Source organism: Caproiciproducens faecalis, from assembly GCF_019448085.1.
Classification (GTDB): domain Bacteria; phylum Bacillota; class Clostridia; order Oscillospirales; family Acutalibacteraceae; genus Caproiciproducens; species Caproiciproducens faecalis.
Genome location: NZ_JAGFNZ010000002.1, coordinates 297,731 through 310,419 on the forward strand (window position 1 = coordinate 297,731; position 12,689 = coordinate 310,419).

A 12,689-nucleotide genomic window follows, 5' to 3' on the forward strand; every position below is an offset into this window, starting at 1 on the left:
TTATTTCAGGACTTCCAACAGGGAAAAATCAAAATCTGTATGATCTTCCCTCTTCATCAGTTCAACAACCTCCTGAAGGCGTGGCAAGGAAGGCTGCGCACCCATTCTGGAAACAGTAAGCGCCGCGGCATAGTTTGCAAAATGGAGCGCCTGCCAATGCTTTAATCCAGAACAGACGCCGGTGATAAAGGCGCTTACGAAGGAATCGCCCGCTGCTGTCGGGTCGCTTACTTCCACCACATCGGCACACGGTTCATAAATAAATTCATTCTGATTGGCAACCACGGCGCCCGCACTGCCCAGCGTAATCACCACATTTTTTACACCCTTGGAAAGCAGAAAATTGGTCGCCGCCTTCAGATCATCCTGATTCACCCGATTGCCTTCCCTGCGGATCTGGATTCCTGTAAGGTCGGCTGCCTCGTGTTCATTCGGGGAAATATACGTCAGGTGGGAAAGCAGCTTATCGGAAAGCGGCGCGGACGGAGCGGAATTCAGCATCACGGGAATACCCTTTTCAAAGGCATATTTTGCTACCAGCTCATTAATGCTCATGGGAATTTCCAACTGCAGGACAACCATATCGTACTGGCTGACAGCTTCCCTGAGAAAGGCAATTTCCTCCGGGACAAGGGTCATATTCGCTCCCGGAACCACAATAATCCTGTTTTTAGCCGCCCGGCCCACGCCGACCTCCAACAGCACGTTTCCAACCGCAGAGGATACCGACGGGTCGGTTACCACAAATCCGGTATGGATACCGGATTCTTTGCAGGAGTCAATCAGCCTCTTCCCGAAATCATCGTTCCCAACCTTACCCACCATGGTGACCTCCGCGCCCAACCGCGCCGCCTGCACCGCCTGGTTCGCGCCTTTTCCGCCGGGAGCGGTCCGAAAGCTCTGGCCCAGAACCGTTTCACCGGAATTCGGGAATTTTTCCGTGCTGACAATCAAATCCATGACAAAACTGCCAACAACCAAAATTTTAGGTTTTCTTTTCATATTTCTCCTCCCTACAGCTGAACGGTCATTGCGGAACCGGCTGTAATCAACATATCTGAATGTTCCCCTGAGAAACACTCCGAAATTACAGCTTAACCTTTACTCCGATGGAAGTAAGAGTATCGATGAGTACTTTTTTCTCTTCCTCGGTAATGGGAGCCAGCGGTTTTCTGGCCGGACCGACCTTGATGCCGGTAACGAGCTCAATAGCAGGACGCATAATGGAGTTGGGAAGGATTCTTCCGTTCTGTCCGCAGGATTTGCAGAATTTATAAAGTGGAACAAACATTTCTTTGGCTTTTTCATGATCGCCCGCTTCAAACGCCTTGATGATGGTTCTGATCTCGTGGCCGAAAATATGTGCACCGCCGCTGACAACACCCATGGCGCCCTGTACGATGGTGGGGAGCAGCATAATGTCGTCGCCGTTGAAAATAACAAAATTGGGGTCTACTTTTTCGGTAGCAATAAAGTAATCCGTAATCTGGGTAGGATTGATACCGGCCTCGTCCTTGATTCCGATGATGTTATCAAATTTCGCCAGTCTTGCGACGGTTTCCGCCTCAATGTTGACTCCTACGAAAATCGGGATATTGTAGAGCAGGATATTGGCCGTTGTGCTTTCCGCCACTGCCTTGTAATGGTTGTAGATGCCTTCCTGTGTGGGTTTATTGTAGAAGGGAGCGACCACCATGCACAGGTCGATGCCGCACTCAACCGCTTTCTTTGTCAGAGCAATCGTTTCCTTTGTGGAAGCGCAGCCGGTACCGGCGATCACGGGCTTTCTGCCGGCAACAGTCTTTACCGCCGTCTCCATCAGTTTGACGCGCTCGTCAAAGGTCAGAAGGGAAGCTTCTCCGGTGGTGCCGGTTACGATAAAGGAATCGCAAAGATCGTTGGAGATGAGATATTCAATCAGCTCGGCGTACCTGTCATAGTTGACCTCTTCGTTCTCATCATAGGGGGTTACCAGGGGAAGAAGAATCTGGCCATATTTCGCTGTAAACTCTTTTCTTGTCATTTTGAATAACTCCTTCTTTTTTATTGAACAGCCTTCCGGCATGAAGACTGTTTCGACAAATCATCAGCTTGTAAGATTGTCTGACGTCATAACTTCAGTATATACAAGAAAATAAAAATGTCAATCTTTTATTTAAAAAAAATATTAGCTTGACAGATATTTGAGCAGTTTGTATACTTGTTGCATAATTGAAGCTTATTAAACGGAGATGCAGCAAATGGAACAAATTAAAAAAATTTCACTAACAGATACCGTTGTGGATACCATTAAAGAACAAATTATCATGGGAACCTTTAAAGCGGGTGAGAAATTTGCGCCCGAAGCGCTGCTGTGCAAGGAGCTGGACGTCAGCCGTCCGACCCTGCGCGAAGCGTTTAAAGTACTGGAAGCCATGGGCTACGTGGAACTAAAATCCGGCAAGGGTTCCTTTGTCGCCGACTGGAAAAAAACGAAAGAAAACAGCAAGCCGCTGTTTATCGCCAACAGTGCCACCTTTCAGGAGTATATTCAGGTTCGTCAGGGCATCGAGCCGATTGCCATGCGCCTTGCGGTGGAAAAGCTGACGGATGAGAAGTACGCGGAATTGGAAGCGATTCACTCCGCTTTCATTAACGCAATTAACAAAAAAGACCCGGCTCAGCTATTACTGCTCGATGAAGCTTTTCATCAAGAGATCATAAAGCTTTCAGGCAATAAACTGCTCATCAATATCAGCAAAGGCCTGGTCAACCTGTTCCGCCAGTTCCGCGCATATACCTTTTCAGACAGCGGGGTCTACAGCAACGCCCTCCCCTTCCATTCTGAAATTTTAAAACAGATGAAGGAAAGGAATGTAGAGGAAAGCGTCAACACCATTACCAGACATTTGCAGACGGTAGAGTCCGACATGCATGCGCTGCTGGGGATGATAATGTCCGACACAGATTAACCTGCGGAAAATATTTACGCAACGCCGGTTTTCTCTATTGACAGATTTTACACAGTAAAGTATAATAACCACAAGATTAATTGTCAGACAATATTACAATCATATTGTTATGCTTGTTGGCCACCGCTTTCGGCATAAAGCGGGCCGGTTTCGTCCGATGTCATGATTATGATATTAGGAGGAAGTTCTAGTGGCAGAGAAGAAGCTTTATGGCATTATCGCTCCGCTCATCACTCCGTTTACAAAAGACGGCGAGCTGGATGAGGCACTTGTCGAAAAGGAAATCAAGGTTTTACTGAAAGCGGGCGTTCACGGAATCAGTCCCGGCGGCAGCACCGGTGAAGGAGCTGCTGTAACGGACAGCGAGCTGGTTCGCATGATCGAAATCATCCGCTCGATTGACAAGGATATTTTGATTGTGGCTGGAGTAATCCGCAACAGTACCAAGGCAGCAGTAGCCGGAGCACAGGCAGCAAAGGCCGCCGGCGCGGATGCACTGATGATTACGCCGGTATCCTACAACGTGCTTGTTCCGGACGACGAAGGCAACTACAGCTTCTATGAAACGATTTCCAAAGAAGTAAACCTTCCGATTGTAATTTACAACGTTGTTCCTCAGAACACCATTTCAGCCCATCTGTTCAGCCGTCTGCTCAACATTGAAAACGTCGTGGGCATTAAACAAAGCTGCGGCGGAATTATGGCATTTTACGAGCAGAAGATGATAAACGGCGAGCGCGGAAAAATATTCAGCGCAACAGACGACATGCTGTACTCTACCTATGAACTTGGGGCTGACGGCGCAATCTCCGCTATTCTGACCGTCTTCCCGGAGATCTGCGTGGAAATGTGGAACGATGTTCAGAACAAGAACAATGCCCACGCTCTGCAGCTTCAGAACAGAATGTACGCTACCTGGCAGGCGATTGCCGGCAACCAGTTCCCCATCCGGATTAAGCACGCACTGCATCTGCTGGGCAGGAACCCGGGATACCCGCGTTCCCCAATCACCCATATTGCGGAGCAGGATCAGAAAAAGATCGAAACCGCTCTGCGGAACGCAGGTTTTATAAAATAACAACTTACCCCCGGCCGAAGCCGGGGGCTTTTCCATGCGCACAAAAAATCCCGCCTGCCCCGACTACAGCGGGCAGCGGGATTTTTTCAGTTACATCATGTATTTTAAATTCTCCCGAATCGCTTTGCGCAGCTTTGGATCATCTTTGTCGGTAGCATTCAGAATATAATCCGTCAGCTGTTCCAGAGTTGCTTCATCACCGGAAATACCGATCTCGCTCAAAGTAACGGGAACTCCGATTCCTTTCAGAAAGTCCCTGATATCCTGAATTTCACCGGAAGAAACACCGTTAACCCCCAGCTGCAGCGGGATACCCAGACCGACCAGTTCCCCGTGCAGGTACCGGCGGCGTACATCCTTGTACATGCAGCAGACCGCATCGTAAAAATTATGAGCAAGTGCCAGCTGTTTTCCGCCGGTGGAGAGGTTGGAAACCAGCCCTGTAAGCATAATATTGCAGCAAATGATGTCTTCTACCAAATCGCAGTGTTCTTTATTGACAAACGCTTGATAGGCCTTCTGTGCCTTTTCCAGATAATTGTCATAGGTGTATTTCGCAACGACCGTCGCGGCGTCGGTATTGGCGCGGTTGTTGGCGGTTCCCAATCGGATCATGGTGAACATAATTTCCGGATCCTTTGCCATTGCGTCCGCAATTCCGGAAGCGAAATAGCGCGGCGGGCAGTCATCCTGAACGATCTCCAGATCGACAATGACCGCACTGACCTCATGGTGCATAAAGCGGCTGCCGTTTACCGATCCGTTTTCATTATAGGCCACATACAGAACCGCGTAGGAAGCGCAGGTAGCAGCAGAGGTAGGCACAGTAATGATTTTGACCCCTGTCAGGTCACTCGCGCCTTTGGCAATATCTATTGTTTTTCCTCCGCCCACGCCAATAATAACCTCCGCGCCGCTCTCCCGGACATCCTGAGCAATTTGATTAAAACTCGCATCAACAGCCGGCTCGTCAAATGCTTTTACTACATAATCCATCCCGGCCTGCTGCAGTTTTATTCCTATTTTTTTCATCACCTTAGCCAGCGTGGTTTCATCGCCTAAAATATAAGCTTTGTGCCCAAGCGACGAAGCCTCAGCGCCGATCTCATTGAGAGCTCCGTAATACTGAATATATCTTCCTGCGCCGAGCTGGATAGCTTCCCGATTATTCATAAACCCGTACTCCTTTGTATTGTATCCTTGTTTGGTGAGCATAATGACTGATATCAGACAATTCATATTGTAGAAATAATACCATCAATGTCGGGAAATTACAACCCTTTTATAAAAAGCGGCACTGTTTTTTTAACTTGTTCCTACTCCTGTGCCAGCATAGACATATCTTCCAGCGCCACCAGGATGTGTGCTTCCATTGCTTTGGATGCTTCCATAGGATCGTGCTTAATCAACGCCTGAATAATATCCTGATGCGGCTTCACTGCGTGCACACGATTCTCAGGAATGGAGTACGAGTGGGCGCGGTAGGATCTGAGCGCATCGGAAATCTGGGCATTGATGGTCATAAACAGCGGATTGTGCGACCCCTTTGCAATGCCGGCGTGAAAATATTCATCGTACATAATGATCTGGTTGATTTGCCCTGTATGAATGGCCTCCACAAAATTTTCGTGAATTTCCATCAAGCTGGCCAGCTCATTGTCCGTCATGTTTGTGGCGCAAAGCTTCGCCATCATCTGCTCCACCGCAAGGCGTACTTCCATGATGTCCGCAATTTTATAATTGTTTACAGAAAACCAGTTTTTTGCAATGCTGGCAGTAATATCATGCGGCTGAGCGACAAAAGCGCCTCTTCCGTGCTGAATGTCCACATACCCCATTGCCTGCAGAATTCGAAGGGCTTCTCGAATGGTGGAACGACCCACCTGTAGCTGCTGGCTCAATCCGTTTTCAGAGGGGAGCTTATCCCCGGAAGAATAATTCCCGGTTATAATATATTCTTTAATCGCTTCAACCACCTTATCCGTGATAGAAACTTTTGTGATAGGCTGCATACAGCAGAACACTCCTCTCAATATACAGGCAATACTTTAATCAAAAACAATTATAAAATGTTTAACGGAAAAAAGCAACTAAGATCTTTTTGTTTTAAGCCAAATTTATATTTTTGTCCGACTGTCTTACAAATGATTTTAAAATATTGCACATAAAAAAATTAAAATATTAAAAATAAATATATAATTAAGTTAATAACACTCTTGACAGATGGAATTTACTCTCGTATAATTTACGTATGTTATCAGACAATCATATGATTTTATGATCTTACAACCCAGCGTGAATGTTCCCGCAAATTCCCATCCAGTATTTATTTTAGGAGGAGAAAAAACAATGAAAAAGGTCGAAACCATGAGTGCACACTGCGCAACCACTGTCAACAAGAGTTGGTTCAGGAAGATCACCGCTTTGGTAATGGCATTATGTTTGACATTTTCCTACGGGTGTGCGGGCAATTCACAGTCGTCAGGCACTTCCGGCAGTCCGAGTGCGTCAAACGCCGCGGCGGGGAAGAAGTTTGACGGCAAAATTACCATCGGCGTTTCCGCAGGGATTACCGGAAGCATTCCGATGGCCGGCGAAAGAACACTCCAGGGTGTAAAAATGGCGGTTGAAGAAATCAACGCCAAGGGCGGTGTTCTGGGCAAGGAGCTGGTGATTGAAGTCGCGGACGACCAGTCCAATCAGAGCGTTGTTATCAACGCTGTCAACAAGCTGGCCAGCAACCCCGATGTGGTCGCCATTATCGGGCCCCATCTGAGCGGCAGCGTCATGGCAGCCAGCGATACTCTGAAAAAGGCAAAAGTTCCGTTCCTCTCACAGGGAACCAGCCCCAAACTGAGAACCATCGGCAATGAGTACCTGTTTAAAATCAGGCCCTGCGACGCAATTTCCGCGGAAGTCGCAGCAAAATACGCAGTAGAAGATCTGGGCGCCAAGAAAGTCGGCATCTCCTACAACAACAACGATTTCGGCGTAGGCGGCAAGGGCGTTATTGAAGCCTATCTTACCAAGGTTGGCATTCCTTTCGTTTCCGAAGGTCACAACTCCGGCGACAAAGACCTGACCGGTCAGATCATGAAGCTGAAAAATGAAAATGTCGACGCGGTGATTTCCTGGACGGACGACGCGGAATCCGCTTTGACAGCACGCCAGTTCTACGAACTTCACTTGAACAAACCGGTGATTACTTCCACGGCCACCTCCACAAAGCAGGTTTTGGATCTGATTGATGAAAAGGCTGTCGAAGGTTTCTACAGCGTATGCGATTTCGTAATTACCGACCCATCTGCAGAGGTACAGGATTTTGCGAAACGTTTCCAGGCCAAATACGGCATCGCCCCTGACCAATATGCGGGAAACAACTACAGCGTAACCTATCTGCTTGCGGACGCGATCACCCGCGCGGGAAAAGCAGACCGCGAAGCAATCCGCGAAGCGCTGGCCTCCACCAAAGGCGTTAAAGGACTTTCCGGTACATATAATGCCGACAGCAACAACGAGCTGATCCATGAGTGCAAGCTGGTTCAGATCAAGAGCAAGGTTCCTCAGGTTATCAAGACGATTTCTGTTGACGTAAAGTAAGTGCAATTTCCGCCTGTTGTTGCATTTTGCGCCGCAGCAACAGGCGGATTTTTTATGACGAATAGAAAGAAGATGAAAAACGATGATGGAAAGCATCTTGCAGTTAATAGTCAGCGGCGTTGCCATGGGATTTATCTATGCACTGGTTGGCATTGAATATACCTTAGTATGGAATTCAACCGGCCTTCTGAATTTCAGCCATGATAAATTCATCATGCTGAGCGCCTATATCTTTGCAGGTACTTTTGTTGTCAAGATGGGCCTGCCCCCCGCCGTCGGGGTCATTGCGTCCTTACTGGTTATGTTTATATTCGGCATGCTGGTGGCGGTTGGAATTTTCAACCCTCTGCGCAGCATGGCCTCCCCTATTTTTGCGGTTATGGGCACGGTTGTACTTGGACGAATCATCTCGGAAATGGTACGTCTGATCTGGGGGCCCATCCCCTTTACCCTGCCGAATTATTTAACGGGCACTTATCAGCTCGGAAATATTATCATCGGCCGCGTCAATGTCTGGATCATTGTGATATCGTCCCTGCTGGTCGCCGCACTGCAGATCTTTTTCAAGACGACCAAAACCGGAAAAGCCATGCGGTGCGTCCAACAAAACAAAAAGGCAGCCACGCTGATGGGAATTGACGTCAGCAAAAACATTGTGTTTACCATCGTACTCAGTTCACTGGTGTGCACGGTAATCGGTATGCTCGTCATCCCGCTGTTCACCGTAGACACCTCCATGGCAAACATGATCGGACTGAAAGGATTTTCTTCCGGTGTAATCGGCGGCTTCGGCTATCTTCCCGGGGTTATCGCCGGCGGTGTTTTCCTCGGCGTATTGGAAAATTTCAGTACCATCGTCCTTCCGGCTGTTTACAAAGACTGTGTCGGTTTTGTACTCATGATTATCTTCCTGCTGGTCCGACCGTCCGGCATTTTGGGACATAGGAAAAATTTGCGCTAGAAAGGAGAATGCCGGGTATGAAAAAAATTAAAATCGCACTGATGGTTCTGGTATTTGTTTTGCTGATTGCATTCCCTATGCTTGACGGAAATCTATATCATCAACAATTAATGAACCAGGTGTTTGTCAATATCATTGTGGTCATGGGGCTGAACTTTATTACCGGCCTGACCGGCCAGATGAATCTGGGCACGGCGGGAATTTTCGCGCTGGGCGCCTATGCGTCGGCATTGATGTGCACAAAGCTGCACACGCCGGTCTGGATCGGCTTTCCAATCGCTATTCTGGTCGGTTTTCTGATTGGAAGAGGCCTAGGCTATCCCAGCCTGCGCGTGAAGGGCGTGTATCTCTCGCTTACCACGATCGGCTTCAGTGAGGTTGTGAGGCTGATCCTTACCAACGCCATTGATTTCACGGGCGGCTCACAGGGCGTTCAGAATATTCCGTTTCTAAATTTATTCGGATTTGAGTTCAACACTCCTTTTAAAATCTACTATCTCTATTTTGGACTTGCCATTATTCTGGCCATAGCGGCGGCAAGGGTGGTTTCTTCCAAATGGGGCAGGGTTTTCAAAGCAATCAGGGACAACAGCGACGCAGTGGAAGCCTGTGGGATCGACGTGGCAAATCTGAAAATACTTGCTTTCACAATGGCGGCGATTTACGGCTGCATCGGCGGTTTCCTGTACACCCATATGATGGGTTATATCAATCCCACAGCGTTTAATCAGGACTTGTCTGTAAATTATCTTGTCATGATGATGATCGGCGGAATCGGCTCTGTAGCGGGCAACATACTGGGCGCCGTCATGGTTACCCTTTTACCGGAAATTCTTCGCTTTATGCAGAACTATTACTGGCTGATTTTCAGTATTATCACACTGATTTTCGCGGTATTCCTGCCGAACGGCATTGTTTCTCTTTTCAAGAAATCAGAAAGGCAGGAAAAACATTTCAATATATTCCATTCCATTAAAAAGGCAACGGAAGTGTGGGGAGGTAGATTAGCCAAATGAAGACAATATTAAGGACAGAAAATGTTGTAAAAAACTTTTCCGGGCTGGTCGCGGTACGTGATTTGTCCTTTGAAATGGCTGAACGGAACATCCACGCGCTGATTGGGCCGAACGGTTCGGGAAAAACCACGACCATCAACATGATTACCGGCGCTTTTCCGGTAACAAGCGGCCGGATTTTCTATGGGGACACCGAAATCAGCACAATGCCCACCCACCAGATCGCCCGGTTGGGAATCGGAAGGACGTTCCAGAATCTGAAACTGTTCACCTCCATGACAGTCATGGAAAACCTGATGGTGGGCGGTCACCAGATGATGCCGTCAGGTATCCTGCGTTTCCTGATCGATCCCGCAACAAGCCGGAAAGAAGAAAAACAGGTGGAGGAAAAAGCAAAACAGGTTCTGGACTTCATCGGGATGTATGACCTGAAGGATGAAAAAGTCTCGTCATTGCCGTACGGACGTCAAAAAATGACCGAGCTGGGCCGAGCGCTGATGATGGACCCGAAGCTGCTTTTTTTGGATGAACCCGCGGCCGGACTGAACCCTTCCGAGCGCGTGGAGTTTGTAAATATCATGCTGAAAACCTTCGACCTCGGAATTGACTTATTCCTGATTGAACACAACATGGATGTCGTCATGAATATCTGCAGTCGGATTACCGTTTTGAACTTCGGCGCAAAAATTGCAGAGGGTACGCCTGATGAGATTAAAAACAACGATGAAGTCATCAAGGCATACCTGGGCAACAGATACCAGTCTGAAAAAGCCTAAGGAGGAGGTTGAACCGTGCTAAAGATTAATAAAATTGATGTATTTTACGGAAAAGTGCAGGCCCTTTTCGACGTTTCCATGGAGATCAACGATAAAGAGATCGTCTCCATCATCGGCGCCAATGGAGCGGGAAAGTCCACGCTGATGAAAGCGATTGCCGGACTGAATAAAGCCAGCAGTGGTTCCATCGAATTCATGGGCGAAGAAATCAGCAATATCCGCGCTCACAAGATTGTTCACAAAGGAATTGTTTATGTACCGGAGGGTCGTGAGGTTTTTCCGGAAATGTCCGTGCTTGAAAATCTGGAAATGGGTGCATTCAACAGAAAATTCTCGAAAACGGAACTGAACAATAATATTGAGGAATCCTACGCCCTCTTCCCGCGTCTGAAGGAACGTTCCAAGCAGCTGGCGGGCACCCTCAGCGGCGGTGAACAGCAGATGCTTGCCATTTGCAGAGGAATGATGTCCGACCCAAAGCTGATTATGTTTGACGAGCCTTCTCTGGGCCTTGCACCGGTCACTGTCAGCGAGATGTTTGACGCAATTGTAAAAATACACGAAAACCGCAAAATTCCCGTTATCATTGTAGAACAGAACGCATTTATGGCAATGTCCATTTCCGACAGAACCTATGTCATGGAAGTGGGCCATATGGTACAGTGCGGAAACAGCCAGGAGCTGCTCAACAGCCCGACCATCAAGAAAGCATATCTTGGCGGATAAAGGAAAGATGGTACATTATGAAATTGATCCGTTACCAGTTTGAAGAAAAAATTGAATTTGGAAGTCTGGAAGACCAAACCGTCCGCCGCCTGAAGGGCGATATTGAGAGCGGCTTTTCCGAAACCGGAGAAACGGTTCCGCTTTGCCGGGTGCGGCTGCTGAGTCCGGTCATGCCTAAAAAGGCGGTCTGCATCGGACTGAATTACAAGGACCACATTGCGGAATCCGGGGCAAAAACGCCGGATTCACCGGTCGTATTTTTAAAGCCGAGCACCGCGGTGATCGCGCCGCAGCAGGAAATCGAGTATCCCGCCATTTCGTCCCACGTGGATTATGAAGGCGAGCTGGCAGTCGTGATTGGGAAAAGAGCCAAACGGGTTGAAAAGGCAGACGCGCCAAAATACATATTGGGGTACACCTGCGCAAACGACGTAAGCGCGCGCGACTATCAGCCGGCCGACGGCCAGTGGACAATCGCAAAAGGCTTTGATACCTTTCTGCCGCTGGGTCCCTGCATCCAAACGCAGGCCGACCCCACAGAACTGGAGATACGAACCTATCTGAACGGTCGTCTGGTTCAGCACTCCAATACGTCCCAGCTGCTGTTTCAGCCGTATGAACTCGTAAGCTATCTTTCGCAGATTATGACTCTGGAGCCGGGTGATGTCATTCTGACGGGGACCCCTTCCGGCGTGGGAGCCATTCACCCCGGCGATGTGGTGGATGTGGAAATCGGGCGGATTGGCCGGCTGACAAACACAGTGAAGGCAGCTCAAACACAATGCGATTAGGCTTGCCGGTAAGGAAGTGAGAATATGAAACCAATTCACAAGGTATCTGTGACTGACCAGACAGTGGAAAAACTGAAAGAGCTGATACAAACCGAAGGCTATCAGATTGGTGACCGGCTACCGACACAGGCGGAAATCGGGGCCATTTTAAACATAGGCCGCTCTGCGGTCCGGGAAGCGATCCGCGTACTGGAGGCGGAAGGGGTTGTGGAGGTATTGTGCGGCAAGGGAGTGTTTATCATTAATCCCATCGGTAATGAAAAGCAGAGTGCCGAGGATTGGTATGAACAGAACAAAACAAGAATCACCGATTTTGTCAATGTAAGGGGAGCCATGGAGCCGCTTGCAATCAAGCTGGCTATGGAACGGGCGACTCCTGCGGATATGGAAAAGATTCACGAAAAACTGCTTGCGTTTGAACGGGCGATGGAATCGGGTGATCCAAGCGTGATGGAAACAACCGATTATGAATTTCACAAGGCAATTTTGGAAACGAGCAGGAATCAGTTTATCCTGAACATTATGGACAATATCAACTGGCTGCAGCGGGAACTGCGCCGCGAGTCCTTTAAAAGTCACCAGGAAGGCCTGAACGCGCAGGAAGGGCACCGCAAAATGTACGACGCAATGGTGAACAGTCAGACTGAAACAGCCGTGGAAGAGATGAGGATGCACGTTGCCTATTCACGCATCAATTACCTGAAAATGCTGAAAAACCTGCAATCTAAAATGTATGATAAAAATTCTGTGATATAAAAGTCACTAGAGGCTAATTGGCCCGGCTTTTGGC

The 12,689-nt window shown here is 48.3% G+C and carries 13 protein-coding genes; 9 read left to right on the forward strand and 4 right to left on the reverse strand.

What is annotated here, in order from left to right; all coding sequences use genetic code 11:
* Together J5W02_RS05815 and dapA are read right to left on the reverse strand one after the other, a co-directional pair.
* Entirely contained in the window at positions 1 to 1,002 is a 1,002-nt protein-coding gene (locus J5W02_RS05815; RefSeq protein WP_219964733.1) for a ribokinase, read from the reverse strand.
* Between the two features lie 85 nt (positions 1,003 to 1,087).
* Positions 1,088 to 2,023 carry a 4-hydroxy-tetrahydrodipicolinate synthase gene (dapA, locus tag J5W02_RS05820; protein ID WP_219964734.1) on the reverse strand — a complete coding sequence of 312 codons (936 nt, stop codon included), beginning with the start codon at positions 2,021 to 2,023 and terminating at the stop codon, positions 1,088 to 1,090.
* 217 nt (positions 2,024 to 2,240) lie between these two features.
* On the opposite strand from dapA, the gene J5W02_RS05825 reads away from it, so the two are divergent.
* Positions 2,241 to 2,951 (forward strand): FadR/GntR family transcriptional regulator, encoded by a 711-nt coding sequence (locus tag J5W02_RS05825; protein WP_219964735.1) that lies wholly within the window; start codon positions 2,241 to 2,243, stop codon positions 2,949 to 2,951.
* Between the two features lie 190 nt (positions 2,952 to 3,141).
* Positions 3,142 to 4,029 (forward strand): dihydrodipicolinate synthase family protein, encoded by an 888-nt coding sequence (locus tag J5W02_RS05830; RefSeq protein ID WP_219964736.1) that lies wholly within the window; start codon positions 3,142 to 3,144, stop codon positions 4,027 to 4,029.
* Between the two features lie 90 nt (positions 4,030 to 4,119).
* On the opposite strand, the gene J5W02_RS05835 is transcribed toward J5W02_RS05830, so the two are convergent.
* A complete protein-coding gene (locus J5W02_RS05835; protein WP_219964737.1) occupies positions 4,120 to 5,202 on the reverse strand; it encodes an iron-containing alcohol dehydrogenase in 1,083 nt (360 codons plus the stop codon).
* A 143-nt stretch (positions 5,203 to 5,345) separates the two neighbouring features.
* On the reverse strand, positions 5,346 to 6,041 hold the full coding sequence (locus tag J5W02_RS05840; RefSeq protein ID WP_219964738.1) for a FadR/GntR family transcriptional regulator: 696 nt from the start codon (positions 6,039 to 6,041) through the stop codon (positions 5,346 to 5,348).
* A gap of 337 nt (positions 6,042 to 6,378) precedes the next feature.
* Here J5W02_RS05840 and J5W02_RS05845 point away from each other — a divergent pair, with 337 nt between their 5' ends.
* The 7 genes from J5W02_RS05845 to J5W02_RS05875 all read left to right on the forward strand — a co-directional run bounded on the left by J5W02_RS05845 (position 6,379) and on the right by J5W02_RS05875 (position 12,655).
* Positions 6,379 to 7,629: an ABC transporter substrate-binding protein gene (locus J5W02_RS05845; protein ID WP_219964739.1), complete on the forward strand. Its 1,251-nt coding sequence runs from the start codon at positions 6,379 to 6,381 to the stop codon at positions 7,627 to 7,629.
* A gap of 82 nt (positions 7,630 to 7,711) precedes the next feature.
* Positions 7,712 to 8,590: a branched-chain amino acid ABC transporter permease gene (locus J5W02_RS05850; protein ID WP_407928360.1), complete on the forward strand. Its 879-nt coding sequence runs from the start codon at positions 7,712 to 7,714 to the stop codon at positions 8,588 to 8,590.
* Between the two features lie 17 nt (positions 8,591 to 8,607).
* Positions 8,608 to 9,606, forward strand: coding sequence for a branched-chain amino acid ABC transporter permease (locus tag J5W02_RS05855; protein WP_219964740.1), 999 nt, complete (start codon positions 8,608 to 8,610; stop codon positions 9,604 to 9,606).
* Positions 9,603 to 10,382 carry an ABC transporter ATP-binding protein gene (locus J5W02_RS05860; protein ID WP_219964741.1) on the forward strand — a complete coding sequence of 260 codons (780 nt, stop codon included), beginning with the start codon at positions 9,603 to 9,605 and terminating at the stop codon, positions 10,380 to 10,382. Before J5W02_RS05855 ends, J5W02_RS05860 begins: the two co-directional genes overlap by 4 nt.
* Positions 10,383 to 10,397: 15 nt before the next feature.
* On the forward strand, positions 10,398 to 11,108 hold the full coding sequence (locus J5W02_RS05865; RefSeq protein WP_219964742.1) for an ABC transporter ATP-binding protein: 711 nt from the start codon (positions 10,398 to 10,400) through the stop codon (positions 11,106 to 11,108).
* Positions 11,109 to 11,125: 17 nt separating this feature from the next.
* Entirely contained in the window at positions 11,126 to 11,899 is a 774-nt protein-coding gene (locus J5W02_RS05870; protein ID WP_219964743.1) for a fumarylacetoacetate hydrolase family protein, read from the forward strand.
* Positions 11,900 to 11,923: 24 nt separating this feature from the next.
* Positions 11,924 to 12,655: a FadR/GntR family transcriptional regulator gene (locus J5W02_RS05875; protein ID WP_219964744.1), complete on the forward strand. Its 732-nt coding sequence runs from the start codon at positions 11,924 to 11,926 to the stop codon at positions 12,653 to 12,655.
* Positions 12,656 to 12,689: the final 34 nt, after the last annotated feature.

Bases quoted from the DNA above. Each gene is read 5' to 3' on its own strand.
- J5W02_RS05815 (WP_219964733.1), bottom strand. From the start codon at position 1,002: ATGAAAAGAAAACCTAAAATTTTGGTTGTTGGCAGTTTTGTCATGGAT.
- dapA (WP_219964734.1), bottom strand. From the start codon at position 2,023: ATGACAAGAAAAGAGTTTACAGCGAAATATGGCCAGATTCTTCTTCCC.
- J5W02_RS05825 (WP_219964735.1), top strand. From the start codon at position 2,241: ATGGAACAAATTAAAAAAATTTCACTAACAGATACCGTTGTGGATACC.
- J5W02_RS05835 (WP_219964737.1), bottom strand. From the start codon at position 5,202: ATGAATAATCGGGAAGCTATCCAGCTCGGCGCAGGAAGATATATTCAG.
- J5W02_RS05840 (WP_219964738.1), bottom strand. From the start codon at position 6,041: ATGCAGCCTATCACAAAAGTTTCTATCACGGATAAGGTGGTTGAAGCG.
- J5W02_RS05845 (WP_219964739.1), top strand. From the start codon at position 6,379: ATGAAAAAGGTCGAAACCATGAGTGCACACTGCGCAACCACTGTCAAC.
- J5W02_RS05850 (WP_407928360.1), top strand. From the start codon at position 7,712: ATGATGGAAAGCATCTTGCAGTTAATAGTCAGCGGCGTTGCCATGGGA.
- J5W02_RS05855 (WP_219964740.1), top strand. From the start codon at position 8,608: ATGAAAAAAATTAAAATCGCACTGATGGTTCTGGTATTTGTTTTGCTG.
- J5W02_RS05860 (WP_219964741.1), top strand. From the start codon at position 9,603: ATGAAGACAATATTAAGGACAGAAAATGTTGTAAAAAACTTTTCCGGG.
- J5W02_RS05870 (WP_219964743.1), top strand. From the start codon at position 11,126: ATGAAATTGATCCGTTACCAGTTTGAAGAAAAAATTGAATTTGGAAGT.
- J5W02_RS05875 (WP_219964744.1), top strand. From the start codon at position 11,924: ATGAAACCAATTCACAAGGTATCTGTGACTGACCAGACAGTGGAAAAA.